Origin of the sequence: Pseudoalteromonas sp. JC3, from assembly GCF_030291895.1 — a bacterium.
Taxonomy (GTDB): domain Bacteria; phylum Pseudomonadota; class Gammaproteobacteria; order Enterobacterales; family Alteromonadaceae; genus Pseudoalteromonas.
In genome coordinates this window covers 1,556,521-1,582,983 of record NZ_CP127855.1, presented here as the reverse complement: position 1 = coordinate 1,582,983, position 26,463 = coordinate 1,556,521, and the positions used below count along the sequence as shown (strand labels likewise).

The following is a 26,463-nucleotide window of genomic DNA, read 5'->3' as shown; positions in this document are numbered from 1 at the left end:
TGACGGACATAAAAAAGGCTGCTTTTGTAGCAGCCTTTGGAGGGCATAATATATTATCGGATCTGTAATATATTTTGTTGTAATGTTGAGTTAACCTCAAGCGCTCGAGAGTTCGCTTGGAAGTTACGCTGGGCACTGATAAGGTCAACTAACTCGTTTGTGAGGTTGACGTTCGATTGCTCTAACGCCGATGAACTAATACCACCAAGCGTACCTGTGTTTGGCTCGCCTGCTAGGGGCTCACCGGAAGATAGACTTTTCTTCCACTCAGTATTACCAATCGCTTGGAGGCCTTGAGAATTCGGGAAGCGTACGAGCGCGACTTGCCCTAGGAAAGTCGAGTCACCGTTAGTGTATGAAGCTACTACTTTGCCATCAGTACCAATATCAATACCAGCTAGTCGACCTACGGTTGCACCGTCTTGTTCCAGAGCTTTCACTTCAAATCGACCTGATGAATATTGTGTCGGTAACTTCTGAGCCGTGTTTGCTTCATCACGCCAGTTAACAACAATATCATTCGGGAAGGTTGCGCCGTTTTCTAACAAGTTTGACATACCGATAGTTGGGTCAACTGCATCTTGAGGTCCAGCAAGACTTAAGGGGTTAAATGTCGAGCCAGTATTGTTGTTAAAAACAAGCGGCGTAGCTGAAGGATCGGCAGCCGTCTGTGATGGAATACCGCTAGCATCGAAACGGAACACACTAACTGGCGTATAAGGAACAGGTGGTGTTGCTGCTGGATCAATTTGCTGCGCATTATGGTTAAAAGGTTTATCGTCCATTGTTGCGTAAGTTGACCATTCATTATCCGCCGTTTTTCTGAAGAATAGCTGCAGTGTATGTGATTCACCCAGTGAGTCATATACCGTAATTGCCGTTCTTGAGTTATACGATGCACTTTGCGTAGGATCGAATGCAATCGTAGGTGGCTGCGCCGTTGCATCTAGGTTAAACGAGGTATAGATTTGCGATGTTGCACGAGGAGACCCTGATGCATCTGGAATTTGAATTGGCGATGTTGTGCTTAGACTCAAAGACGTTGTATCACCCGTTGATGGATCAACAGGGAAGCCTTGCAAGTAGTCACCTTTTGCATTCACGATAAAGTTGTCTTTATTTAATTTAAATGCACCAGCTCGAGAATACGTAAAATCCTGTGATTGAAGAGAATTTGACATGGCAAAATAGCCTTCGCCCTCAATCGCCAAGTCTAGCGAGTTCTGCGTGAACTTTAATGACCCTTGGTGAAACTGCTGCGCTACCATAGTAGTTTGTACACCATCACCATTTTTCGTTTTGCCAGAGCTAAAAACCGAAGACGCGTAAACATCAGCAAATTCTGCGCGAGACTCTTTAAAACCCGTCGTGTTCACGTTAGCAATGTTATTTGCTGTTACGTCCAAGTCTTTTTGCGCGGCGGCAATACCTGTCAGTGCTATATTGAAACTCATACTCTCACCTCTAAGTTCTTAAGGTTAATTCTTTAAAACTACTATGCTATTTCAGCAATATCAGTTAAGCGCACCGCGCCTTCTTTGGTATTAATGACGATGCCGTTAGCACCATTAACATTAACACTGTCTATATTTCTAAATGTGGCCGACGGTAAAGTTTGATATTCACCTTCAATCATACCCTCCGCTTTTATGGTGTATTCACCTGGAGGCATCATCTCACCGTCTTTATTTTTACCATCCCAATCGAATCGCACAGCGCCCACACTTTGTTCGCCAAATTCAAGCGTCTTTACAAGCGCTCCAGATTCATCATAGATACCCACTGATAGATTCTGAACTGGTTCCTGTACAATCACAGAACCTTTTGTAAGTGCATCGTCACCATGTTCTAACGTCGTTGATTCGAGTAATGCTTTCTTACCAATCAGCGTTGATGCTTGAAGCGCCGAGTTAGAAGTCATCGATGCAGCTAACGAGTCAAAGTTCTCATTTAACTTTGAGATCCCCTCGGCCATGGTAAAACTTGTCATCTGCGCGATCATTTGATCGTTGTCCGCAGGCTTACTTGGATCTTGGAAAGAGAGCTGTTGAGTAAGCAGCGAGAAGAAATCTTCTTGCGATAGCTCATCTCTGGGCTTTTTCTCCTCGGCCTGTTTCTGCCTGTCCCAGTAGAGTGAATCTACACCCGTTGAAGAAGTGGCATTTACATTATTACTCATCAGCTGTTACTCCCAATTTAGCGCTGGCCTAGTTGCAATGTTTTACTAAGCATTTGCTTTGCAGCATCTGCAACTTGAACATTGGTTTGGTAAGAGCGAGAAGCAGAAATCATGTTTGCCATCTCCTCTACCACATTCACATTCGGTTTATAAATGTAGCCATTTGCGTCAGCACTTGGGTGGTTTGGGTTATATTCAACTTGAAGCGGCTTATCGCTCTCAACCACACCTAATACTTTTACTCCAACTGACGATCCCGCGACATTGCTCTGGGAAGCTGAAGCTTTGGAAAGTTCAGCGGCAAATACAGGGTGTCTAGCGCGATAAACATTATCTTGACTAGAACTCACTGAGTTTGCGTTCGAGATATTACTTGCGGTGGTATTTAGTCGCACATTCTGTGCACTCATCCCTGAACCCGCAATATCGAAAACGTTATATAAACTCATAATTATGCCCCTTGTCCGCCGAGTGCCTTCTTAAGGCCACTGAACTTACCACCAAGAAATTGCAAACTGGCTTGGTACTCTAATGCATTCTGTACATACAAATTTCGTTCCACTTGTATATCTACTGAGTTACCATCACCTGTATCTGCTTGATTTGGCGAACGATATAGTTCAGATGAGTTACTCATTTTAGTACCACCACTGAGGTGTTTTGCATCTGTTCTAACCATATCATTGCCGCTTCTTTGCATTGTCTTTGCCGCTTTCAAAGCACTAGCAAAGTCGATATCTTTAGCTTTGTATCCTGGAGTGTCTGCGTTTGCGATATTGCTTGCTAGAATTTCAGCGCGTTGTGAGCGAAGCAGCATAGTATGCTGATGTATACCCAACGCTTTATCGAAACTAATTGCCATTATCTGACTCCAAAAAATTGACTCAGGTATGACAAAGCAATCTTTAGGCCAGTTTTAAGGTTAAATTTATCCCTTAAATTTCATACAATTAAACTATATTTTTGGAATAATTAAACTTGAATCAGTGTTGAGTCGGTAACGTAAATAAGAGCAAATATTCGAATAATTGACAACTTGGCTGAAGCAATTTGAGGCTAAAAGGTAGGAGATAGTTATTAGAATTACGTTACAAATTGCAAATACTAGCTATAGCGACTATCCCTGCCGCTATATGTGAGTATTAAGTCTTTTTCTGATAGATAATCCCAGGATTACAACGGATCATATTAAAGTCGTCACTCAACCCCGCCATCGATTCCGACGCCCCTAAAAACAAATAGCCATTCGGGTTTAACGACTGAGCAAATTGCGAAATGATTTTGGCTTTCACTTCAGGTGAAAAATAGATCAGGACGTTACGGCAGAAAATAACATCAAACTTACCCATCAACGCGTAAGAATCTAGCAAGTTCAAATGCCTAAAGCTGACCATTTTACGGATAGGTTCAACTACCTTAGCCATTCCATTACCGCTATCCATAAAAAACTTCTTTCTGCGCTCAGGCGACAACCCTCTCGCCAACGCCAACGCGTCATATTCAGCATTCTTACACATATCAAGCATCGTGTTAGAAATGTCTGTACCAACGATCTGAACACCCATTTTCAGCGCGCCTGGGCTTTTACTCACATATTCACTCGCAGACATCGCAATTGAATATGGCTCTTGTCCTGATGAACTTGCCGCCGACCAAATCTTAACTGGACGTCTCAAGTCTTTAAACTCTGGTAAGATTTTCGATTTAATTAGCTCGAACGGATAAGTATCCCTAAACCAAAGTGTTTCATTCGTTGTCATCGCATCCACCACAGCGGCACGCAATTGCCGCTCATGGGGACTGAGTGTTTTAGCTACTAAAGACGATAGTGTTTCCACACCAAAGCGAGCCATCAGAGGAGCGAGTCGGCTTTTGACCAAGTACAATTTATTGTCACCCAGTACAATACCGCACTGTTGCTCCAAAAAGGTTCTAAATTGGTCGTACTCTTTTTGCTCTAAATGCTTATTTTCCAAGTGCTACCACCAGCTTTAATCACAATGAACCCATTTTTTAACCGCTGAAGCTAATTCATCTGGGTTAAACTTAGCAATAAAATCATCAGCGCCAACCTTCTCAATCATGGCCTGATTAAATACACCACTCAGTGAAGTATGGAGTATCACATGCAATGGCGCTAATTTTGGATCAGCTTTTATTTCAGCCGTTAGCGTATAACCATCCATTTCTGGCATTTCAACGTCAGAAATCAATAGCCCAACTCGCTCGGTGACATTATTTTGACAGTCCATTTCGGCAATTTCACGAAGCCTGATAAGTGCTTCTTTACCATTCTTTGCCAGCTCAGTCTGAACACCTAATGGCTCTAAAGCACGTTTGACCTGATTACGAGCAACCGCGGAGTCATCGGCGATAAAGACAATACGTTCGCCTAAATCTTTTTGCATTTCACCGTCAGAGACAATGTCAGCACTGACTTCCGTGTTGATCGGGCAAATTTCATTGAGGATCTTTTCTACGTCTAATATTTCAACTAGCTCGTTTTCAATTTCTGTAACCGCTGTCAAATAGGAATAACGGCCTGCCCCAGATGGCGGGGGCATTATTTTTTCCCAGTTCATATTCACAATGCGTTCTACCGCACTGACTAAAAAGCCTTGAACTGAACGGTTGTATTCCGCAATTACAATAAAACAATTGCGAATATCTTGAATAGGAGGCCCACCAACCGCAAGTGACATGTCAATTACGGATATTGTTTGGCCTCGAATATGAGCAACCCCTCGAATCAAAGGGTTTGACTTGGGCATGCTTGTCAATGCTGGACATTGAAGCACTTCTCGGACTTTGAAAACGTTAATGCCGAAGCGCTGTCGACCTTGAAGTCGAAAAAGTAATAGCTCGAGACGGTTTTGTCCAACCAGCTGTGTACGTTGGTTAACCGAGTCTAAAATACCTGCCATTTCAATCTCCTACTGTATAAACCGCTAATCGGAACGATCTTTGCTTCGACTCTGATATGGTTTACCACCCTTGATTAGGTGCAGTTATTAAAGCAGAATCTTTATACCTTGTTTCACCCCATAAGCATAGTCGAAACATCATGAGTTTGTTAAAAAAAACCCATTACATTCAGTTTTTTTGTTTGTTCGCTTATTTTATAGGCGTTGACTATGGTTATTGTCAGCAATATGACAACAAAACTTTAGAACAAAGCGCAATAGAATTTGTTGAACCAAATGTAGAGCAAGATCCCGACAGCCAGCTATCACTAACTGCTATACCACTTGATTCAAGAATTCCAGCAAGGGATTGTCAATCGCCGTTGCAATATAGTACAGCAATGACTCCGCCTTTTGACACTCAAGTGACAGTACAAATTAGATGCAACGATACCCTCAGCTGGACTCAATACGTCCACGTGCGTATCGATCACCTCTTCCCTATTTTAGTTAGCGCGACCATGTTAGAAAAAGGCCGTGTTATTCAGGATGACGATGTGAAAATAGAGTATCAGCCGAAACGTTTTCGTAGGGTTTCCTATATAGAAGATAAGTCGATACTAATAGGCAGTAGAAGCAAACGTAATATCAGAGAAGGTCAAGCCTTTACTCAGGCTCATATTTGTATGGTCTGCAAAGGCGATACGGTGACGATTATTGCTAAATCAGGTGGGCTTGTGATCAAAACTCAAGGAGAAGCGCAGCAAGATGGCAACCGTGGTGAACTTATTAATATTAAAAACGCTCGCTCTGGCAAAACCTTACGTGCTAGAGTAATAGAAGTGGAAACAGTAGAGGTGAATTTATAAAAAATTTGCTAAAGTAATACTATTAAACGCCGATAACAAGGCTGAGAGTATAATTTTATTGGGTCTACAATCATGGTTAATCAAGTTAACGGTCAGAATCAGTCTACATCCGTTGCTAATAATGTTAAGCAACAGAAGGCTGAATTGCAAAGAAATGATGCTAATAGTGCGTCAGTTAAATCACCAGCTACACCGAAAGCAGCTGCGGATTCAGTGAGCCTGACTCCACAAGCGCAACAGCTGAAAACGGTCAACGAAAAAGCGCAGCAGTCATCAGGCTTTGACGACAAGAAAGTCGAAGAACTGAAAAAAGCGATTGCAGAAGGCAAGTATCAAGTTGACGCGGAAAAACTAGCCAAAAACATAGCTGCATTTGAGTTCGAAATATATGGATGATTTGGTTCGGCTCTGCCACCACAAACTTTCAGAACAAATCTCGACGCTAGAAGCGATGACCCAGCTTCTGGCTCGTGAGCTTGACGAGCTCGCGTCTCGGCGTGGCGACAACTTAAAAGAAATCGCTCGTGAAAAGCTAACTCTCATTTCAAAACTGCAAAAGCTCGACAATGAATTGTCAAAAACTGAGTCTCACGTCTTTGAAAGCAGTGAAGTAGCCCCGCTCGTTGCTAAAGTGCGAGCACTACTCAGTGAGTGCCAAACCAAAAATGAAATCAATGCTAAAACGGCTCATCAGGCTAATGTAAGCACACGTGAACTAAAAGGGATCTTAATTGGCGCACCAACTTCGATTACATATGGTCAAGATGGCAGCGTGAAAAGTAGCGACAGTGAATTGGTACGTAACCTAAAGGCGTAGCCACGCCTGTCGTATTTTAGTATTGAAGAACAATCGAAGTGAAGCGCATTAAGTAAGCGATATGTGATGAGTGCTTACTTAAAGCTATAAGATATCTTCTTAATTTTCTGCGGCTTGACTTGAGTAATATACAAATCATAAACGCGTTTCATATCAAGCTCTAACTCCGTCGCGTAAGTATCACCAACTGCGTAACTTTTCAGCACCTTAGCCCCACGAACAAGTCCATTTACTTGGCTCTTAAGACCGTCGTTTTGCGCAACCGCTCCTTTTACCGTAATAGTGGATGTCAAATTCTGGCCATACAGTTGCTCAGCCAATTCACGATAGGCTTCTAATTTTGACACTTTAATGGCCATTAGCTGCTTCTCACCCGCAGTTTTACCCGGCTGAGCACTCAAAGGAGCGTACCCCACAGCCCGTAAAACAGGAAAAGTTTCCGGTTGCACTGTTTCATACTCAATATGCTTATCAACGAGGCTTGAACAGCCGCTGAGCCCTGCTAGCGAACAAACCATAACAACTGAACTGATAGAATTAGTGATACGCATTTCACCCCACTCCGCTACAATATATACCAATCAAAATTAAGCACTTCCCCAACATCTTGGTCTCGCAAGGGTTGTTGTGGTTTCATTGAGTATTGGCAAGAAATAAAATTAACTTTCATAATGTGTGATTATGCACGAACCTTGCCAAAATTTGGCACAGGTATTGCTGAGTTGAAGAGTAGTTTTTGATCTGGGCATTTAAACATGAAAAAGCAATTCGCGACCAGTCTATCACTGTTGTGTATCACCTTGGTTCATCCAGCTTATGCTGAATGGTTTGAAGTTACCGGCATGGCTGACGTTAAAAATGGCGACCATCAAAAAGCCAAAAGAAAGGCGGTAAATGACGCCATCACACAAGCTTTGCTGTTTTCTGGCGCTTCGGTGAGTAGTGTGCAAACCGTCACCGATGGTGTGCTCACCCAAGATCAACTTAAGATCCGCTCAAATGCTGAAATCCAAAGTGCCAACGTAATTGCTGAAGCAAAAGTTGGTGACTCATGGCAGGTGACATTACATATCGATATTACCCCACAGAGTGCTCAGTGCCCTACTAGTGCTTACGACAAACAGGTTGCAGTCACACAAAGTCAGTTAAAAAATAAACACCAAGCAACACTAGGTCAAATTTTTGACATAAATAAAGCGGTGAGCGAGCGCCTATACCAGACAATGTCTGAACAAAAGTTGAGCTTAGAACCTGTTCCCTATTTCGCACAGACCATAGACGTTAACCGCTTTTTCAGCCAGCGGTTTGATTATAATGAACAGCTAATCGAGACCATTACGGCAAATACGAACAGCCAATTTGTATTACTGAGTCAAATTACTGATATTGCAGGTGTCGATAAACTTAATAGCGACTTCGCATTTTGGCAAAGTGATAAATATTTAAGAAGCTTCAAGGTAGACTTTGCGCTGTTTGATGCACTTTCTCATGAAAGGGTGTGGCAAAAGCAATATGCCACTCAAGGCGTGTGGCCGTTTAAGAAGACCAAATTAATTGATGTGTACAGTGAGCGCTTTTGGCAGACAGATTATGCTGATGAGATCCAAACCACGCTGACACAAATCGCAACTGATTTAAACGCAGCGGTGGCCTGCTTACCAACCAACGGCAAAATCCTACATATCGATGATGAACAAGTCGTTATTAATTTGGGCCGCATGCATGGCTTAGAGAATGGCCAGATCCTTAACGTAGCGCATAGTAATCCGCTGACTAATGTCGATGGTAAAATATTTATGCATCAAATTAAAACCATTAATAAACTGCAAGTGATCCAGGTGAATGCGCAAAACGCCATTGCGGTAAATATCAGTAATCGCCCACTTCACAATGTGCAAATTAATGATTTGGTTGAAATTCAAATAGAAAATGAAAATGAGTTTGAACTGTAAGGTTAAGACTACCTATGACGCAGACAAGATTTTCGACGACTTTACACACTCTACATCATGCTTCCGCCGCCCATTTACTTTGGTAATTCCACGCAAAAGTGATACCAATGGCGTCCCCAGTAGGAATCGAACCTACATCTAAGCCTTAGGAGGGCCTTGTTTTATCCATTAAACTATGGGGACAATCTCTAAAGTCAGATAACGATCGCTTTTTTTGACCTTCACTAGCGGGATCTGCATTACTTAATACCCATGAAAGTCTGGAGTTGTCGATTCTCTGTTGTACTGCATCTCAGTGACTTCACTTTAGTATACTGATCTTAATGAACTTTTAAAGATTAATAGTCAATTTATTCGCGGTAATAAATGAGCTGGTTCAGTAGGTGAATACGCAGCAGTTAAGACCCACTACTGCGCTATCAGTTACTTCACTTGAGGTGTGAATAAGAAGTAGGATAGTTCTTCGTTTAATAAAACCTAAACGGTATTTTCTTCTAAAAACCGCTATTTGAAGTACTACCTTGCAGCGGTTGCCTGATCATCAAGGATAAAATACGGGATGGTCACCACCGTGCTTGCTATCACTAAGTTGGTGTTAAACTCTAACAATCTTGCATTTACCTCCACGCCTCGTGGACGGTAAACCATAGTGCCTGTGAGCAAATGGCTGGGAGATTGCGTGTTTTTCAAGCGGCTTGCGTTACGCGAAAAAGTCAAGTCGCCACTGGATGTCACTTCAATTTTCCCCAATGCTTTAAAGTCTAACGCTTGATAACCCAGCTTTTGCATTTGATGCATTAAGGACTCAGCCAATTGGTTTCCTAGCTGGTTTGAATCCCTTAATGATTCATTAAAGTTCACAAAACTGGCTACCGCTATCGACTCAGGCTTTTGCCCTAATACAGTATCTGACAGTTCCAACGCAATTTGATTGGCGTAGTTAGCAATTTCTTTGCGATGACGATAGCTAACGAAGCCAATATCTTGCAATACCGCGGCTTGTGAATCTTCATTACGCTCTTGCTCTTCCATCATGGCATACAATATTTCCATGTCGGATTGCTGCGTTTCTGTAGGTTCGGAAGCCGTTTGTTTTGTCATTTCGCAGCCACCGAGTAATGCAAGTGTCGTCGCGAATAGCACTACATTTTTCATCATCGCCTCCGAATTAGTTCGCACGCTCTATACGAATGCCATCGTATGCCGCACCATCTTGTAGGGCGTTAACTACGTTTTGCGGTAAAAAGCCTTGAGCAGAACCCACGACACTTTTACTTCTAAGCCCAACCACTCTGGCATTAACCATAACCCCGCCCTGATGATTCACCAAAGTACCACCTAGCACATACAAAAAAGGATGGTCGTCAGATAGCTCTAAAAAGTCACGGCTAAAAATGAAATCGCCTTCAGGTGTCACCCGGATATAGTCTGTTGTTTTAAAGTCCACAACAGGGATCCCAAATGCATGAAGCTCATGGATAAAGCTTTCAGCCAACTGGTTACCCAGCAAGGAACCTTTATCAAATTCTTTATCTAAAAATACAAAGCTTGTCACTGCTACCGGCGTTTTCTCATTCACGTGTTTCAAGTTTGCAACCATGTCTTGCATAATAGACTGGACATAGTGAGTGACATTTTTACCAGCCATTTGCTGAGAAACAGAGAATTGTTTCATACCGTTTGGATTACTTTGATACATCGAAGATTTTTCAAAGCCATTACGCACGGGCTCAGCCTGAGCATTATCCACCGCAAAAAAGTTACTCTGAGCACAGCCAACCATCAATGAAAGCGGCAAAACCAAACTTAATACTTTTTTCATTACTTTCATCTCCACTAATATTGGCTCCGTATAATCTGACCGTCACGATTTGTGACACGCTCCGTACCCCACATAACAGCTTTTGGAATGCTGATTGATGCGGCTGAGACGGCTCGATTATGTAACGTATCAACCAGCCGCGCATTGACCAAATAGGTATCACGACTTTCTACGATTGTCCCGACCACCACGAGGTCAATTTTCTGGCGCTGATTCAGCACATTCAATTCTCGACTTAACATACTATCGGCAGAACTTTGTAAAGATAAAGCGTTTCTGAGTCGATATTCCACGACATCTGCCCCCATTTGACTTAAATGGGTCATGAGGGATTCTTGCAAGGCCACGCTCAAGCCTGAACCTTGCCCAGCAACGGTATCATCCAGCTGATTAGCCTTAAAAAAACTTGTCACAGCAACCGTTGAGTTCGGCTTGAACGGCCGTACATACTGCCCGAGTTCCGCGGCTAACTGAGCGCCAAACCCATCTAAGTCAGGTAAGGTTTCTTGCTGCTGGGTCGCTTCTCTTTTGCCGACCTGTTGGCTGTTTGTACACCCTGCCAACAACATAATCACTATGAGTGCTAGATATTTCATTTCACCAAGCCCACGATAAACTTATTGGATAAAATGCAAAATACGCACCAAGTTTTAAAGTCGATGACTGGTGTAATGGCTAACCAAACAGCTTAAACCTGCACGCTTAAGTTGCTGGCAACCTTTATATGCAGAGGCCTTATCTGCAAATGCACCTAATTTGAGCCGATAATATTTCGTATTTTGAATATCTATTTGCTCGATATTCACTTCGCTTGTTGCAAAGTCTTGCGGTAACTTATCCTTGAGTTGCTCGTAGGTTTGCCTAAGCTTGGTATATTCCGTTGTAGAGGCCAATTGAATTGCGAATTCAGCTATCTCGACAGGCTGTTTTTGTTTCTCGGTGGGCTTTGTTTTTTGCTCTATCACTTGCTCGGGTTGCTCTGCTAAAAGCTCAGCATGCTTTTGCTTTGCAAGCGAATTTGATAGCTGCATCGCAATAACATCTAAATCTTCCTGCACTTCTTCAAACCTAGCAACCTGCTGTTTTAGCGCTCTGAGCTGCTCTACTTCTTGTTGTAAGGTGCTTACCTGCTGTTCCAATAAAGATATCTGCTTCTTCATTTGTAATGAGTCAAGTTGACTCTTGCTCGCAGTTGCTTGACAACCACTTAACGCAACGAAACTGAGCATAATGAGGTGCCACTTAATTGATTGCATTGTTTTCTCTTTCATAAATAGTTAAGACTTCCACTGTGCAAGAAACTTTGAAGGGAAGTAGATTTTGGCAAATATTTGCCGCATTTTGTGTGGCGTCATCTCTTAATATAAGTAAATAAGTGGCGTCGCCTTCTTGTTGCGCATACCCAAAACCACCGCTTAATAACGCGGGATAACGCTTAGCCAAAATCGCCGCATACACTTTTAATATCGTTAATGTCTTGAAGCGTCCAACTACAGCAAACTCTTGCGTGGTTGCGCGCTGTCGTTGTAGTTCGTGATTTACATCAAGCAGTAAGTCTCCCTCTGCACTTAACTCCACTTCTATCTGTTGAGTACTGGCTACCGCGAGCCTTTTCGCATCACTTATTGCTGTACGGTAAGTCCCAGGCTTCAAACCAGTAAATACATAGTAGCCGTCATATGCCGTCTGAGTGCGCGCGACTTCGTTACCCATTTCATCAAGTAAACTTACGGTGGTGAACCCTGCAGATCGGCGCTCAGTACCCTCATTGATTTCAACAATACCTTCAACTTCCGACGAGTTTACAAATGGTATTTCAACATATTCAATATGACCGGGTCTTGGAGTGAATGAAAAGCCATCATTAGCGGGAATTAAAAAGGGTTCAGGGATCGTTTCTTTGTCAACAATAATATCTGTTCGTTTGTAATTAACCATTGCGGGTAATAGAGCCACACCGTCGTCGTCAGTTTTACCTTGTGCAAAGTTTTGCAATGCTTTTATAGTTACCCCCTTCAGCGGTAACTCCCCATCGTCAAGATAGCCGTTATTATTTTGGTCGATAAAAGCACGAATCATCAAAGAGCCAAACTGCGACAAGCGTTTGCCAGTTAAAAAAACCTGATCTACGGTTTCGCCTGCTCCAATACTTACTTGTCCAGAGAGGCCTAGTTGCCAGTTATCATCGTTATCGTATTGCAAGTCTGTTAACAACCGAAACTTATCATGGTTCCAGCTCAATCCAAGTTCGGTTTTATAGTATTCCGCAGCAAAGTCTTTGTATAAGGTAATGCCAAGATCAAGCTCAGGACTTAGCGCTTTGCTCAACTCTAGCTCAGCAGCTGTAATTTCATTAGCAGGTTTTATATCATACCAAGTAGTAAAACGACTATATATCCCAAAAACCCTTCGCTGCCAGCGCAAGTAGCCACTCACATCGCTGGCTTGATCTGTCTGCGCTTGCCACACAAATTGGTTACTGAAAGTGCCCCAATAATTCCCCGTACTAAACAGTAGCGACGCTTGCTCGGTGGTGTCTATATTAGCTCTATTAAGCTGAAAGTATTCAGCACGATAGTAAATTTTAGCGGCATCAAAAAGAGACCAATCTCCCGCCGCCGTTAATTTTATCTCGGTCGCATTTTCATCCCGTTCTAAATCTTCCTTTAGCTCAAATTTAGCACCTACCTGCTGGCCAAATAGACGGGTTCGAGTATTTGCAGAGAGACGTTGGTTCGCTTCGCTCTTATTATAGTCAACATCCAGTAATAGTCGTTTATTAATATTGGTGTTAAACCCTGTAGAAAAGTATTGTTCTGAGGCGCTATTTTTTACACCTTGACGATGCTGCAAGCCTGCATACACCGCAAAGTTTTTAGTAAGACCGTAGTCAAATCGACCATTTATTTGCCAGCTTGATGCTCCTGATACCGCAGTCTTGTCGCCCAGTATACTTTTGCCCGTCTCAGTAATTGATACGGCAAAAAAGCCTTCGCCTTCGTTTACGGTGCTCTGTTCAACATAATAGGTCTGCACTTCTTTTGATACTTGACCTTGCCCTCCATACATCACCAGTTCAAAGGTATTTTCACCAAATAGTAAATCAATATTTTCAAACTCATAGCGCCCAGATTGAACATTATTTTCTTGCCCTATTAGCAAGCCATTTCGATAAAGCTCTACGTCCCACCCTACCTGAACAGGACCTGAGATGACAATGCGCTGACGGTTAGTGCGGCTATCTAACGGCGCGTTACTGAAGTTCACTCCTCGCCCTTCTTCATTTAGCGCATCAACTCCAACTTGAACACTCTGTACATCACCGAGCGATACCTTGGTAAAGTTGCCAAACGGTAAAACATCGGCTTTTTTAGAAGCACGGTTTAGGGATAATCGTGAGCGATTAATCACATCTCCCTCTCTACCAGCAATAAAATACTGAGCTTGCCAATAGGCGATGTCTTGCGAACCAAAAAGGGAATAAGACGTCTGACTAATGTCTTCAGTCACCTGCGCATTTATCTGAGCATCCAGCACTGGTTTACCGATGCTTTGATAAGGACTTGGTCGCCACGGTAATGTTGCGCTGGCATTGCGGTCAAACCTGACAACTTCTCTTCCTAATCGCTGTTGCTGTGCTTCTATTGGCAGAATTTGCCTACTTTTAACCGTAAGAGATAAATCCTGTATATCGGTAAACAGGCTCACATCGAATAAGGTCGCAACGATATAATCGGCGAGAAATACCTCACCATTGATAACCTGAACCTCCTTATCACTCAATTGCGTTCGCTGCCCTTTGCTCTCAACTATATGCGCTTTGGCATTAAGACTAAAGGTGTTTTCAGGTGTGAAGAACCAGCCATCAAAAGTTCCTGATACATCTTCTGATACCACAAAGCCCAAAGCTGAAAACAAGCTCAAGAGTTCCACATTGACGCCTTGTTCCGACGTCACCGCGATCACTTCACCTAAATATAAATTTCCTTTATAAGCGGATAAAAACAGTTCCGTACCAACATCAACCCGAGAGACCACCCGCTCACTTTGCTGTATCGCAAGTTTTGCTTTTACTCGTTCAACCCGTTCTAATAGCTGTTGCAAAGTATCAACCTGCGATGCCATAGCAGGTTGATAGCATAGTATGCCAATTAGTAACGCGCGCCAAATAGCGGGGGCTCTCATTACGTTCGCTTACCCTAAACTACAAAGATACCGAATCATCTACAAAGGTGCGGTCAGTGTACTCCTCATCACCCACATACTTGATTAAGACCTTGCCTGATGGCCCAAGCTTAATTGCAGGGTCTATCGAGAATTCTACACTCCTTTGATTAAGCTCTGGATATACGGCAAACTTATTTAATACTCCGATCCGCACCGGTTTAACGTCATTTTTCCCCTGCCAATAAGCGGATAATTCGCCAAAGCTACTATATTTCCCAGTTCGATTAAGTAGTACCGTAATTGCCTGACGACCATTTTTCGCGTTGCTTACAATGACATCCTCAAGCTGTACTTGCGGGTTCGCATCGCCAACTCGTAGCATCACCGGAATGCTATAGCTCATCAGCACGTCAATATTGATACCTTCTTGCAGCTTGCCTTTATTATTCGGCAGCTCCCTAAAAAGCAAATGTGAGCGATACTCTCCTTGTTCCATATTCGCCTTTCTGCGCACAGCCAGCTTTATTACCTGACGCTCACCAGGCCCTAGTGTTACTTGCCTAGGTGAAATACGAATGAAATGGCTTGCAGCCATAGGGTTCATTTTTTGCTCGGCAAAGTTGGCATAACCACCTTCTTTAAGTGCTAGCTTCTCTTGAAATTCAAGTCGATAAGATTTGGTCACATCACCATTATTAATGATTGTAACCCTCTCAATTCTCTGACGCTCTTCGAAAGCAACCCGTGTTGGGGTGATCATCAGATTGGCGCTTACTTTACAGCAACAAAACAAAAGCAGCGTTAATATTAATTTATTCATAATTTAGTAAGACAAAGTTATTTCAACGTTCAAGGTTTGCACTCCATCCGATAGCGATTTACCATTGCCAGCAAAGCGCAATTGACCACCGACCTTAAACTCACCAGACCCAACACTATCGGTGTAAATCGCCTTCTCGTGATACAGCTCTGTCAATTGGAAGGCATCGGATGCACCAAGATTCCAATATCCAAACCAGTCGTTGTAAATGGTAGATTGGACGCTAATTTGGCGATTGTGAGGAAAATCGGTCAAGAGGATTTCTGCCGCATGACCAAACTCTACGAATAGAATATTGCTTGAGGTTTGTGGCCTAACATTAGGTTCTATTGTCACAGTGCCTGCGCTATTTTGGTCAATAATCGCAATAGTGCCAAAGCTCAATTTCTTAACGACCGATATATCTTGAGCTTTGGCCAAGTGACTGGCAAAAAGCAATGCCAGTACCATGTAACGCCACATGTTTTAGTAAGCGATTTCGATATCAACTTTACTGGTGTATACACCACCACCATACGTATCTGTTCCAGAAAGTGCTTTCGTACTTAATGTCGCACCAACGGAAAGCGTTGCGGCACCATTTGCATCAACCCTAAACTTGTTGTTTGTCACTTCACTATTAGGTTGTGCACCGCTTACCACATAAAACTCAAAATCCTTTAAATCAAAAGAGGCATTACCCACGCTATCAACCGTAGTTGCAGCCGGAACCGTAATCGTTAGCTCAGTGTTTGGCGCTGCATCAGTGATATTGATAGAACCTGCTCCACCTGTACTAATAAGGTTTATTACTGCGTCACCAGTATTCTTAATTTCAGGATCGGTCAGTGTTGGATCCGCTTCAATCTTCATCGTCGCGACATCAGCTGCATCACCCTGCACTCGAATGATACCGAAATCAAGCGGATCACCAGCTTCCGCTGAAAATAAGTTTTTAACTTCTACTTTAACTTCAAGACGGGCAGTATCTTTAGCAATTGCTGAAGAAGTAAGTAAAGCAGCGGAAATAGAGCTTGCAACAAGCGCAGATTTAATCAGTGTTTTCATCTTTAAATTCCTTTAGGAGTCATTTTTATCATCACCGCAATGCCATTTTTTTGGTGACTTATTGTTTATCGTTCCCAAATGGGAAAACTTTAGTAAAAATTAAAGCATTAATCTCCTACAATCAATGCTTTGGATAGAAAATAGTCTACAGTAGATTTTTGCTTCTTGAGTTGATCTTAATCCAGAAACTGTTGCCCAATCCCGCATTTCAAATGCTTGAATTCGAAATTCGGCCTCAGAGAATATACTAGGAAACTTTCGCTTTACTGCCGCTAATAGCGCTTGATGTTGCTCAACTTGAGGCATGGAATTGATGGATATTGGAAACAACTTGAGTTGAATTCCAGTCGTTTGATTCGCCTTTTGTTTACTGGCGGAATAACGCTTAACCTCTATGTCAGTAGTCGATGCTGCTTGGATATTATCGACGCTAGCTTGAGACTCTAACAAAGTCAGCAGGTTTGAGAGATCCTCTTCTAACGAGCTCAATCGCTTAATACTTTTGAGCTGTTGCTCACTTAACTGCGAGGGCTGCTGAACTGAATGACTACAGCCACCTAAGGTGATTACAGAGCCGAGTAGTATAAGTTTAAAAAACTGAATATTCACAATAAGTTATAACAAAAATCCATTTTCTGCTATGGTACATAAATCGCGGTAAATAACCAAATGCTTTTACCGCAAATATCGGTACATTTAACTTTTTGCAATAGAATCGATAAGAGAAGCAAGCTCAGTCGAATACTCTTCTCTTCGCATCGCATGCTCAACTATCGCTTTTAAATAGCCAATTTTACTTCCGCAATCATGGCTTTTTCCACGTAGCGAGTATGCATCCACTTGCTCTCGCTCCATCAACATAGCAATCGCATCGGTCAGTTGAATTTCACCACCAGCACCTAACGGTGTTTTTGCCAAAAGTGGCCAAATAGATTTGTTAAGTACGTAACGACCAACAACGGCTAAGTTTGAAGGCGCATTTTGTTGTTCAGGCTTTTCGACAATAGACTGCATTGCGCCTGACTCTCCTTGCACTAGCGCTGCTCCTCCCAAATCCACAATACCAAACTGGGAGACGAGTTCAGGCGCTACCGCTTCTACCATCACTTGGCTATTACCTGACCCTTTAAAACGCGCGATCATATCAGCAAGATTATCTTTTGTTAGATCGCATGCAGCGTCATCGACCAATACATCGGGCAGCATAACCACAAAGGGCTCATCGCCAATCACAGGTGCAGCGCAGTTGATGGCATGACCAAGGCCACGAGCCTCACCTTGACGCACATGGATCAGCGTAACGCCTTTGGGGCATATAGATTGTACTTCTTCTAGCAGCTGACGCTTAACCCGTTTTTCCAGTGTTGCTTCCAACTCAAAGCTTTTATCAAAGTGGTTTTCAATTGAGTTTTTACTTGAATGGGTTACCAGGACAATTTCTTTGACGCCAGCGGCCGCTGCTTCATCTACCACATACTGGATCAGAGGCTTATCGACAATTGGCAGCATTTCTTTTGGAATGGCCTTCGTTGCTGGTAACATGCGGGTGCCAAGACCCGCCACTGGAATAACGGCTTTCATAAATGTTCCTAAATCGCGACTGGTGCCTTTATATGCGGGTGACATTCGTAGTTCACCAGTTCAAAGTCTTCAAACTTAAAACCAAATATGTCTTTTACTTGAGGGTTGATCTGCATTTGTGGCTTCGCAAACGGCGCTCGGCTTAGCTGCTCTTCAACTTGTTCCATATGGTTTAGGTATAAATGGGCATCGCCGAAAGTATGTACGAAATCACCCACTTCTAAGTCACAAACTTGTGCAATCATCATCGTTAACAGCGCATAACTTGCGATGTTAAAGGGTTTTGTGACATTAGGGGTTAAAGTTGAAATCGTTTCGCACACTTTGCAACCCAAATTATAAAATGAAATTAGCATCGATACTAGCCACAAAAATTCATTAAACTTCTAAAACAGATTATATCAATATAAAAACAAAAAAAGCCCCAAAGTAAAGGGGCTTGATAAAGTAAAGCTGCTATTTAGTTAGCTGCTTTATAAATACCATAAATTGAGACTACGCCTGCGAACCCCCATTTGGCACCACTAATAAAAGCTGCGGCAACCACTGGTAAAGGACCACCAGCTACAAAGTCTACTTCTTTTTCTGTCATTTCTACAATTGATAATTTCATATTATCCTCCAAATTTTTTAATTGAATAAATACATAAAACGGTTAAAAAGCTAAACAGAAAGCCTTTCAAAAAGCTAGTAACTACAACCTTATCATCTTCAGCTAGCTCCCTATGTGCAATAAAAGGGAATAGTTTTTCAATAATATTGTTAAGCTTTTGATCTAAATGATTCTCTGTATGCATACAGACCTCTTAGCTTAAAGCATACTCAATAACTAATACTGCTCCAACAGCCAATGCAGCTCCAAATAAACCGCCAGCAGCAAAGCCTGCAATAGCAGCTCTAGCTTTTACACGACCACCATTTACTTGCTCAGCTTCTTCAAGTGACATTTCTTCAATTTTTAGATTATTTAATGCAATTGCATTCATTTTTACATTTCCTTTTTAGTTTTGTTAAAGCATTCCATTGTAAATATCAACAGTCCGCCAGATTAGCTACCCAATAAAACTGGGTTGATTGTTGTTAATAAAAACAACAAATTTTTTTCTTTAAGCATTTTTATGTTCTTTATCAATCTGAGAAACCGCTTCAGAAAAAGCTATTTGACCAGCTTTCTCCGCCCAGTTTTGAGTTACTACTTGAAGCTCTGATTCAAGCCTGTTGCTACCATCCATAAAAGCAAGCCCTGTGCTTGACTCATAAAAAGAAAGGACTTTGTGAATTTGTTCTTCAGTAAAAATATTCATATACAAATTCACGACATCTTCCAGTAAAGATGGTAAATGCTTACGGAACTCATCTTCAAACCTCGCTAGGGTCGAATTGAGTATCTCTGGGTCAGCATCCATTGAACGACTTTCAATAGACTTTTTTCCTTTTACTAGATAAGCTTCTGAAATATGTTGAACCAATACATTTACTTTTGTAAGTCCTAATAACTTTTCAATATCGCCCTTCAAGTCGATATTTTGGCTTGTTTCCATATTTTTAGATGTCATTCTATGTTAATATCCTCTTTATTCATTTAAACAAATGATGGCGCATTAATTCCTTTAGTATGCCCCAGCCCTTCTTTAACACTTTTTTTTGTTAAACCTGTCGCAGCTTGAGGAGTACTCTTTTCTTTAGTCTTAGGTGAAGAGATGCCTAGGAGAACTCTCTCTTGGGGAGAAACCTCACGTATATCTCCATTATTGATTTCATAAACTTTATTAGCTGAGCGAATTGTATCAGGTCGATGTGCGATAAAAATTCTAGTAATACCCATACTTGAAATTGATTGATTTACCAGTTTCTCTGTCATTATATCTAGATGTGCAGTTCCTTCATCCATAAACAAAATTTTTGGCTTTCTATATAATGCTCTTGCAAGAAGTACCCTTTGCTTTTGGCCTCCTGAAAGAGCCGCCCCCATATCTCCAACTAGACTTTCAAATTTCATTGGCATTTGCATTATTTCTTCATAAATCAATGCTGATTTAGCAGCTTCAACAACTAACTCCATATCAATCTCTTGATCGAAAAAAGATATATTCTCCGCAATTGAACCCGCAAATAGCTCATCATCCTGCATAACTACACCAACTTGACTTCTATACGAGGAAAGACCGTATTGCTTCACAGGTATACCATCTAAACATACCTCTCCTGTATCAGGCTGAAATAACCCAGTGAGAACCTTAAAAAGAGTAGTTTTCCCACCGCCCGAAGGACCTATTACGGCAACTGAATCACCGCTTTCTATAAATAAGTTAATATTTCTAAAAACCCAAGGGGTTGATTCACTATATCTGTATGATACAGCTTCTAATGATACCCTCCCTTTCAACGGTATTTTTTCTATTAAAGGCGTATCAAAACATTTTTCCTGTTCTGCATGAGCTAAATCTGCAATTCTTTCCAAATGCAGAGAAAGCATCCTGAATTCAATTAATGTTTCAACCAACGAGGAAGCTTTTTCAGTAAAGTTTTGTTTATAGGCCATAAAGGCAAAAATCATACCTACGGTAAAGTCACCAGACATCACCAAATTTGCAGCTATAAATACCAATATAATATGCTCTAAACCAAAAATCCCTGTATTAGCTGAATCAAACCAAATTTTCATTTTAGAATATTTAGCGTTACTGTTAACTTTGTCTGCATAATGGTTTTGCCACAAAAACTCCCTTTTTGCCTCTCCTCCAAACAGCTTTATACATGTAATACCCCTTATAGACTCGATAAAAGTCGTATTTTCCTTTGCATGGGAGGCTATTGCATCTTCTTGAGCAATTCTAAATCTTTTATAGAAAATTAAGCGAATAATCATGTATATAATGAGAGCGATTACAGCGATTGTGGCAAGCTTAGGGCTATACAAATACATCAAGATAATTGTAGTAACAGCCATAATCCCATCGATCACACTTGCAACGAGGCTTTCTGTTAGCATTTTTGTTAGAGGCTCCAAAGAACCAAACCTAGTAACAATATCTCCTATATGCCTCTTTTCAAAAAAGTCAACGGGTAATCGCATAACATGTCTGAAAAGATTAGAGGCCATTTGAAAAGAAAGCATGCTAGCAAAGTATAAAATTACATGGCCACGCATAGTTTTGCTGATAAAATTGATTATGGTAAATACCGCAAAGCCAATTGACAAAACGATAAGCAAGTCAATATCGTATTTGACTATTACTTCATCAACTGCAACTTGAAGATAAAATGGAGTTACAAGTGCAAATGCTTGAATAATACAGGATAAAAGAAGTATCTGAATCAAGTTATGTTTTAACCCAAATATGCGCCCCCAAAGATCTGACAACCTTAACCTAGAAATTTCCGATACTTTTTGAAATCTTTGAGAGGGTGAAAGTTCCAGTGCAACCCCTGTATAATGCTTTGAAAATTCTTCTCTAGTAAACTCTCTTATACCTTTAGCGGGATCATGAATAGTTATTGAATTTCTATTTACTGATTTTAATACCACAAAGTGATTCATATCCCAATGAAGGATAGCTGGTAATTTGACCTGAGATATTAATTCTAGCGGAGCTTTTATTGGCCTAACAGTAAATTCCATTTTCACCGCAACATCCATTACAGCTCTTAATGTCATTCCCTGTAAGCTTGTAGTATATTTTCTGCGTAACGTAGCAAGATCTACTTTATGGCCATAATAGTTTGATACCATTGCTAAAGAAGCAAGGCCACACTCTGCCGCTTCAGTTTGTCGAATAATTGGAAGTCTAAGTTTTCCTGATATATTTAATAACACTAAATCACTCCGAACTACTTAAGCTCTGTTTGATAAAGCTTTTAGTGGTGATAATATCCAATCAATTAAAGAGTTCCTCTCTAAAACAATGTTCGCTCTCAAGCTCATTCCGACATCTAAGTCAAACTGTCTATCTCCTACTTTAATATATTCATGATCAAGCTCTGCTCTAGCTTTATATACAGGCTCATGAACATTAAATTGTGAGGAAAGATCATCTGGCGTTAAAATTGTCTCCGTCACGCTAATGATCTTTGCTGTATATGAACCAAACTTCTGAAAGGGAAATGCATCATAAAAAATACGGACTGTTTGCCCTTTCTCAACAAAACCGATTGCTTTGCTAGGAACAAATAGCTCCACTTCTAATTTACTATTCTTAGGTATAATAGTTGCGATTGATAACTGTGATTGAACAGATATTCCATTTTTAACATTAATTGCTGCTACCTTCCCCGAAACAGGTGAAGTTAAAACGTATGCTGAACTCGAATCTAACTCTGCACGTTGTGAATTAATATCCGCTAACTGAATGTTTAAGTTTAATATTTTGCTTTTGTAAAGGTCTGGTAGCTCTAACTTCCTCAACTTTGTCTGCTCTAAATAAGATTCTATTTCTATTAACCTCTCTTCAAGAAGATTGATATGCTGTTTTTTGGCTAAATAGCTTTGATGTTTTGACTCGAAGTCAACTTGGCTGATCGAGTTTGTAGAAAACAATAATTTCATATTTTCGAGTTGAATTTTTTCAGAGCTTTCAATTTGTTTTTGAATGCTAATTTGCTTTTCAAGTGAAGAAATTTTATTTTCATATTCAACCTGTTGAGCTGATAACCTTTTATACTCTGAAGTTTCTTGATTTTCATCAATACGTTTTTGAAGCTCTATCAATTTTCTTTTTTGATCTAGTTCATTTACAAGCTGCTCTGCTAATTTTCCACCTTCTAACATATTATTATGTCGTGAAACTATAGCTATTGTTTCACCTGATTGAACAGATTGGCCTTCATCAACAATAATATCTTTCAATATGCCGGAGTAAGTTGCTTTTATTTTAATTAAGCCATTTGAGGGAACGATGTGACCAGAAACATTTTCTGTTCTAGAGTATGAAGTAGAAAATAAAAAGAATATAAAAACTACAAATATTGAGCTTAATAACGCTGTTACCCAAGAAAAACTTATGGGCTGAGTAAGAAATACATCTCCATGTAATTTCTGGTGTTGTGACTCTATTGCTTCCTTTCTAAATAACGACATATAAGTAAAATTTATTTAATCCTTTAAATATTTGGTATCGAGGATGCTAACCCATTAAAATCACATAATCAAGCAATTATTTTTATAAAAATTTAACAAAGTAAGCCTCCCCCCAAAATAGAACTTAACAAATTGAATAATAAGAACTTAAACATTAGTAGATAAATTTTAATTTTTTACTTTACTTACACTTTACTTGGTCGAATATTGTTCAAGAAACCTGATAAGTGCATTTTCAACATTCGGAATAAGATCTAATTCTTCTAATACATCCTGAACAGTAAGCTTTTCTAGTTCAGCGCCTTTAAAGCCATTTTTTAACTGACTCTCATACCAATCCAAAACTCTAGCGGTATATGTAAAGTTTCTTATTGGTAAAGCATGAACACCAACCTGCTTATATATTTCAGCTCGTCTAAACGTATTGGCTTCCCTGAATGGCAACTTGCGCCCCTCAAGTAATTGTTTTTTGATAGCATTGAATACTTTTTCAGGAATGCTGAGAGAAAACTCTGTGCCAAAAGCAGCATCATTTGCGAACTTTTCAAGATGAGTTTTAGTTACTTTTGCTAACGACCTGATTTGGTATTGACTTAACCAACAAATAAACGATAACAGAGACCTTATCCGCTGCGCATGAACTGAAGCGCCTATAACGGGGTTGTGTAGACGAAAAACTTCAACATACTCAATTACTAAGTAGTAAAACTCCTTGTTTCGTTTATCCGTTAACTTACTGCCATCAAGTAATTTAACATCAAGCTCTACGCTTGATGTACTGCGATTTTCACCTGCTGTATCTGTTATTTCAATTATGTTTTCAGCAATAGAAATATTACTAAGCCAAGGCCAGCTTTCCCTATTACTATTGAATTTTTCTTCAGCATCAGAAGCCTGAAAAACATCTAATAAAGCTAAATTGCTCATTACCAAGGCTCCGGCATTGCAAAGTCACCATCGCTCATTTTCTGATCAGCAATATCAGTGGCTTGTTTCTTGATAAGGCTAAGCTTACCTCGCGTCATTTTCTCTTCTAAAACCACAGTGAACAATGCCTGCCAAGGCACCCAAACATCAGTCCACCTATTCATATTCTTGGCAGTAAACGCGGCTTCACTGTTGTCTAATGCAGTCTTCCAAATAATCATGTCAGAAATAGATATCGGATCGGCACTTACTAGCATATGGTCATGCTTGCACATAACGCAGTTTTCTACTTCACCGCATTTAAGCTTTTCACCTGATTCGGTCACAATTTCTCTATCTTTACAAAAAACACCCCAGCCTGTTTTCTCAACTTTTTGCTTCTTTTCATTCCATTGTTTTTGAGTCATGTTCAGCTTTTTATGCACATCTTCATCATCATAAACCATGACCACTTCAATCGTTTGCTGGAACTCCAGCATATCTTTTTCCATTTGAATACGGTGGGGAAGTTTATTGGTATAGCCTTCTGTAGTTGCACCTGATTCATGTTGAGCAATAAGTTGTGCAACGCCAAGATTTGCAGGATCTTTTAATTGAACATTCAACAAAACCGTTGGCCTAAGCATTGAAGGAACAAGTCTAAATTGCTTTAAATAACTAGAATGATTGCAAATAGCTTTAAACTCATCTCTAAAAGCAAACTCTGTTAGTGGTTGAACAGCCCCTTTTTGATAATATTGCAGCGTATCATCATCTGATTCAGGTTGCGCTGAACAAATATACTCAAGCGCATTAACAGCACTTACACATTCTACGTTATCGCTTTTGACCGCCAGTTCATCGTAAATGGGCTTGCCAAACGATCTGTCCTTTTTACCGACTACCTTTTTATGTTGAGCAACGCCTGATTTACGAACACAATCATTAGGTAGTGTTAGGGCGACAGCAACGTTAGCTCCGCTTTCACAGAGATATAATGTTAATGCAGAGCTAATAGCCTTGCGGGTAGGAACTAGATAAGAGGCAACTCGTTCAATACCACCAAAGAGTTGATATTTTTTGTTCCACATTTGCATATTAGTGGTAGCTAAATTTGGAGGACAAGCTTTGTAAACTGTTTTAATAATTTTAAGTAGGTTGGCAAGAGTAAGTTGCTTATTGTCGATAGGAAATATGTCTTTGATGTATTGAGACCATTGAAAGGAACTAATCGATACTCTTTTTTCCAACATTGAGCGAAATTCATCACAATCGACAGTTGCCAAATCGAGTAACTCGACTCCTTCTTTGTGCAGCACTTGCCACTGTTTAAAAATTTTACTCGCCTGAGTTCGTATTTCTAACAATCGTGATTCCGTGATCTCCAGCATAGCTTCAGAAAGATCATCAGGTAGGTCAGGCTTTTTAGCTTTTTCAAACATTAACGTTTCTAGAAAGGCTTTCGTATCCTTACCTTGACTTATTTCGATGCCGCGATATTTTGCTGCATCTGTTAATATTTCCTCTACTCGCTCTAACTCATCCTTTTTGATGCTAGCTTCAAGTATCGACTGCCTGTGGCTTCTGTCTTTATTTGCTTTTCCTCTAGTTAGAAATGTATATTTGGGAAGAACTCTTGCGTCACCAAATTGAGTAATGATAAATGTATTTAAGTTAATACTAGGGTTTTCAAGTAATAGCGCTGCCCGATATGCCATACAAGCTCTACCAAAATCAGCTTGATTAACTTTTTTATTGTCGCGTAATGAATCAGCAACGTTCCTGTCTATATTTTTTGGATTGGCTAACCACTCGAAAAAATGAAGAATACGTGAATACTTATTTTTTACTGAGCCTGTTGCAGCTTTGTTAGTGACTGCAATAAATGCGGTGCCAATTTTTTCGGCCAATTCGAGACTATATAATTCGATGAGAGAAGAAAAAGAATATACCCTGCCATGCACTTCAGAATATGGCGTTGCGCCTAAATTGAGTGTAGTTGCACCATAAACATTGAATGATTGTCTAGTTACTCCCCGTAGCTGAGTGTGATGGAGCGTTTTTGTACGTTCATCGATCAATTTCATTAGGTTCGGGCTAGTTCTGATGGTGTTTTTTGCAATACCTAGCTCTTGTGCTAACCATTTTATACTGATCACTCTTGATGAAGAATCCAGTACTAGTTCTTTGTTTTCGAGTATTTCTGACAAAGCATCCTTGTATTTGTCTCCTGCATACTGCGAATAGTCTTGTTGACTGATGAGTTCATCATATTCTTTGAACAACACTTTTAATTTAGGTGCACGTGTTTCAGCTACACTAG

General features: G+C 40.7%; 29 protein-coding genes, 1 tRNA gene and 1 pseudogene. 4 read left to right on the top strand and 27 right to left on the bottom strand.

Features of this window, described 5'->3' with window-relative positions; genetic code table 11:
- Nucleotides 1-53 precede the first annotated feature (53 nt).
- From flgE to QSH61_RS06415, 6 genes are all read right to left on the bottom strand, one after another.
- Nucleotides 54-1,454 carry a flagellar hook protein FlgE gene (gene flgE / locus QSH61_RS06440; RefSeq protein ID WP_010606304.1) on the bottom strand — a complete coding sequence of 467 codons (1,401 nt, stop codon included), beginning with the start codon at nt 1,452-1,454 and terminating at the stop codon, nt 54-56.
- A gap of 41 nt (nt 1,455-1,495) precedes the next feature.
- Nucleotides 1,496-2,179, bottom strand: coding sequence for a flagellar hook assembly protein FlgD (locus QSH61_RS06435; protein ID WP_010369284.1), 684 nt, complete (start codon nt 2,177-2,179; stop codon nt 1,496-1,498).
- A 17-nt stretch (nt 2,180-2,196) separates the two neighbouring features.
- Nucleotides 2,197-2,628, bottom strand: a complete 432-nt coding sequence (gene flgC, locus QSH61_RS06430) for a flagellar basal body rod protein FlgC (protein WP_010606302.1) — start codon at nt 2,626-2,628, stop codon at nt 2,197-2,199.
- Nucleotides 2,629-2,630: 2 nt separating this feature from the next.
- Nucleotides 2,631-3,041, bottom strand: a complete 411-nt coding sequence (gene flgB, locus QSH61_RS06425; RefSeq protein WP_010369289.1) for a flagellar basal body rod protein FlgB — start codon at nt 3,039-3,041, stop codon at nt 2,631-2,633.
- A 280-nt stretch (nt 3,042-3,321) separates the two neighbouring features.
- A complete protein-coding gene (locus QSH61_RS06420; RefSeq protein WP_010369291.1) occupies nt 3,322-4,155 on the bottom strand; it encodes a CheR family methyltransferase in 834 nt (277 codons plus the stop codon).
- A 15-nt stretch (nt 4,156-4,170) separates the two neighbouring features.
- On the bottom strand, nt 4,171-5,103 hold the full coding sequence (locus tag QSH61_RS06415; protein ID WP_010606301.1) for a chemotaxis protein CheV: 933 nt from the start codon (nt 5,101-5,103) through the stop codon (nt 4,171-4,173).
- 140 nt (nt 5,104-5,243) lie between these two features.
- Between QSH61_RS06415 and flgA the strand changes: the two genes are divergently transcribed.
- From flgA to flgN, 3 genes are all read left to right on the top strand, one after another.
- Nucleotides 5,244-5,951: a flagellar basal body P-ring formation chaperone FlgA gene (flgA, locus tag QSH61_RS06410; RefSeq protein WP_010606300.1), complete on the top strand. Its 708-nt coding sequence runs from the start codon at nt 5,244-5,246 to the stop codon at nt 5,949-5,951.
- Between the two features lie 72 nt (nt 5,952-6,023).
- Complete coding sequence (gene flgM / locus QSH61_RS06405; protein WP_010369298.1) at nt 6,024-6,347, top strand: flagellar biosynthesis anti-sigma factor FlgM; 324 nt, start codon at nt 6,024-6,026, stop codon at nt 6,345-6,347.
- Nucleotides 6,340-6,768 (top strand): flagellar protein FlgN, encoded by a 429-nt coding sequence (flgN, locus tag QSH61_RS06400; RefSeq protein WP_102056453.1) that lies wholly within the window; start codon nt 6,340-6,342, stop codon nt 6,766-6,768. The genes flgM and flgN overlap by 8 nt, the downstream gene beginning before the upstream one ends.
- Nucleotides 6,769-6,842: 74 nt before the next feature.
- Here the strand turns inward: flgN and QSH61_RS06395 are convergent, their stop codons facing one another.
- Entirely contained in the window at nt 6,843-7,319 is a 477-nt protein-coding gene (locus QSH61_RS06395; protein ID WP_010606298.1) for an LPP20 family lipoprotein, read from the bottom strand.
- Nucleotides 7,320-7,523: 204 nt separating this feature from the next.
- Here QSH61_RS06395 and QSH61_RS06390 point away from each other — a divergent pair, with 204 nt between their 5' ends.
- On the top strand, nt 7,524-8,720 hold the full coding sequence (locus QSH61_RS06390; RefSeq protein ID WP_206471555.1) for a flagellar assembly protein T N-terminal domain-containing protein: 1,197 nt from the start codon (nt 7,524-7,526) through the stop codon (nt 8,718-8,720).
- 108 nt (nt 8,721-8,828) lie between these two features.
- Here QSH61_RS06390 and QSH61_RS06385 read toward each other — a convergent pair.
- From QSH61_RS06385 to QSH61_RS06290, 20 genes and pseudogenes are all read right to left on the bottom strand, one after another.
- Nucleotides 8,829-8,903, bottom strand: a tRNA-Arg gene (locus QSH61_RS06385).
- 333 nt (nt 8,904-9,236) lie between these two features.
- A complete protein-coding gene (locus QSH61_RS06380) occupies nt 9,237-9,878 on the bottom strand; it encodes a FlgO family outer membrane protein (protein ID WP_248298659.1) in 642 nt (213 codons plus the stop codon).
- A 10-nt stretch (nt 9,879-9,888) separates the two neighbouring features.
- Nucleotides 9,889-10,542: a FlgO family outer membrane protein gene (locus tag QSH61_RS06375; protein WP_017218092.1), complete on the bottom strand. Its 654-nt coding sequence runs from the start codon at nt 10,540-10,542 to the stop codon at nt 9,889-9,891.
- A 14-nt stretch (nt 10,543-10,556) separates the two neighbouring features.
- The gene (locus QSH61_RS06370; RefSeq protein WP_206471554.1) at nt 10,557-11,138 is read right to left on the bottom strand and encodes a FlgO family outer membrane protein; all 582 of its coding nucleotides are present in this window, start codon (nt 11,136-11,138) and stop codon (nt 10,557-10,559) included.
- A gap of 54 nt (nt 11,139-11,192) precedes the next feature.
- Nucleotides 11,193-11,798 carry an SPOR domain-containing protein gene (locus QSH61_RS06365; protein WP_174168524.1) on the bottom strand — a complete coding sequence of 202 codons (606 nt, stop codon included), beginning with the start codon at nt 11,796-11,798 and terminating at the stop codon, nt 11,193-11,195.
- Nucleotides 11,785-14,727 carry a hypothetical protein gene (locus QSH61_RS06360; protein WP_248298658.1) on the bottom strand — a complete coding sequence of 981 codons (2,943 nt, stop codon included), beginning with the start codon at nt 14,725-14,727 and terminating at the stop codon, nt 11,785-11,787. The genes QSH61_RS06365 and QSH61_RS06360 overlap by 14 nt, the downstream gene beginning before the upstream one ends.
- Nucleotides 14,728-14,746: 19 nt before the next feature.
- A complete protein-coding gene (locus tag QSH61_RS06355; protein WP_017218096.1) occupies nt 14,747-15,469 on the bottom strand; it encodes a fimbrial biogenesis chaperone in 723 nt (240 codons plus the stop codon).
- Nucleotides 15,470-15,532: 63 nt separating this feature from the next.
- A complete protein-coding gene (locus QSH61_RS06350; protein WP_010606290.1) occupies nt 15,533-15,979 on the bottom strand; it encodes a DUF4402 domain-containing protein in 447 nt (148 codons plus the stop codon).
- 15 nt (nt 15,980-15,994) lie between these two features.
- On the bottom strand, nt 15,995-16,576 hold the full coding sequence (locus QSH61_RS06345) for a DUF4402 domain-containing protein (RefSeq protein ID WP_010606289.1): 582 nt from the start codon (nt 16,574-16,576) through the stop codon (nt 15,995-15,997).
- A 99-nt stretch (nt 16,577-16,675) separates the two neighbouring features.
- Nucleotides 16,676-17,185, bottom strand: coding sequence for a hypothetical protein (locus QSH61_RS06340; protein ID WP_206471553.1), 510 nt, complete (start codon nt 17,183-17,185; stop codon nt 16,676-16,678).
- An 87-nt stretch (nt 17,186-17,272) separates the two neighbouring features.
- Nucleotides 17,273-18,157 carry a UTP--glucose-1-phosphate uridylyltransferase GalU gene (galU, locus tag QSH61_RS06335; protein WP_102056446.1) on the bottom strand — a complete coding sequence of 295 codons (885 nt, stop codon included), beginning with the start codon at nt 18,155-18,157 and terminating at the stop codon, nt 17,273-17,275.
- Between the two features lie 8 nt (nt 18,158-18,165).
- Nucleotides 18,166-18,438: pseudogene (gene thyA, locus QSH61_RS06330) on the bottom strand (thymidylate synthase); the annotation flags it as partial.
- Nucleotides 18,439-18,617: 179 nt separating this feature from the next.
- A complete protein-coding gene (locus QSH61_RS06325; RefSeq protein WP_206471552.1) occupies nt 18,618-18,770 on the bottom strand; it encodes a hypothetical protein in 153 nt (50 codons plus the stop codon).
- Between the two features lies 1 nt (nt 18,771).
- Nucleotides 18,772-18,954, bottom strand: coding sequence for a hypothetical protein (locus QSH61_RS06320; protein ID WP_206471551.1), 183 nt, complete (start codon nt 18,952-18,954; stop codon nt 18,772-18,774).
- Between the two features lie 9 nt (nt 18,955-18,963).
- Complete coding sequence (locus QSH61_RS06315) at nt 18,964-19,143, bottom strand: class IIb bacteriocin, lactobin A/cerein 7B family (RefSeq protein WP_206471550.1); 180 nt, start codon at nt 19,141-19,143, stop codon at nt 18,964-18,966.
- A gap of 120 nt (nt 19,144-19,263) precedes the next feature.
- Entirely contained in the window at nt 19,264-19,713 is a 450-nt protein-coding gene (locus tag QSH61_RS06310) for a DUF2059 domain-containing protein (RefSeq protein ID WP_206471549.1), read from the bottom strand.
- A gap of 26 nt (nt 19,714-19,739) precedes the next feature.
- Nucleotides 19,740-21,974: a peptidase domain-containing ABC transporter gene (locus QSH61_RS06305; protein ID WP_206471548.1), complete on the bottom strand. Its 2,235-nt coding sequence runs from the start codon at nt 21,972-21,974 to the stop codon at nt 19,740-19,742.
- A gap of 18 nt (nt 21,975-21,992) precedes the next feature.
- Complete coding sequence (locus tag QSH61_RS06300; RefSeq protein WP_206471547.1) at nt 21,993-23,234, bottom strand: HlyD family secretion protein; 1,242 nt, start codon at nt 23,232-23,234, stop codon at nt 21,993-21,995.
- Nucleotides 23,235-23,426: 192 nt separating this feature from the next.
- Nucleotides 23,427-24,161, bottom strand: a complete 735-nt coding sequence (locus tag QSH61_RS06295) for a hypothetical protein (protein ID WP_206471546.1) — start codon at nt 24,159-24,161, stop codon at nt 23,427-23,429.
- The gene (locus QSH61_RS06290; RefSeq protein WP_206471545.1) at nt 24,161-26,425 is read right to left on the bottom strand and encodes a hypothetical protein; all 2,265 of its coding nucleotides are present in this window, start codon (nt 26,423-26,425) and stop codon (nt 24,161-24,163) included. The genes QSH61_RS06295 and QSH61_RS06290 overlap by 1 nt, the downstream gene beginning before the upstream one ends.
- Nucleotides 26,426-26,463: the final 38 nt, after the last annotated feature.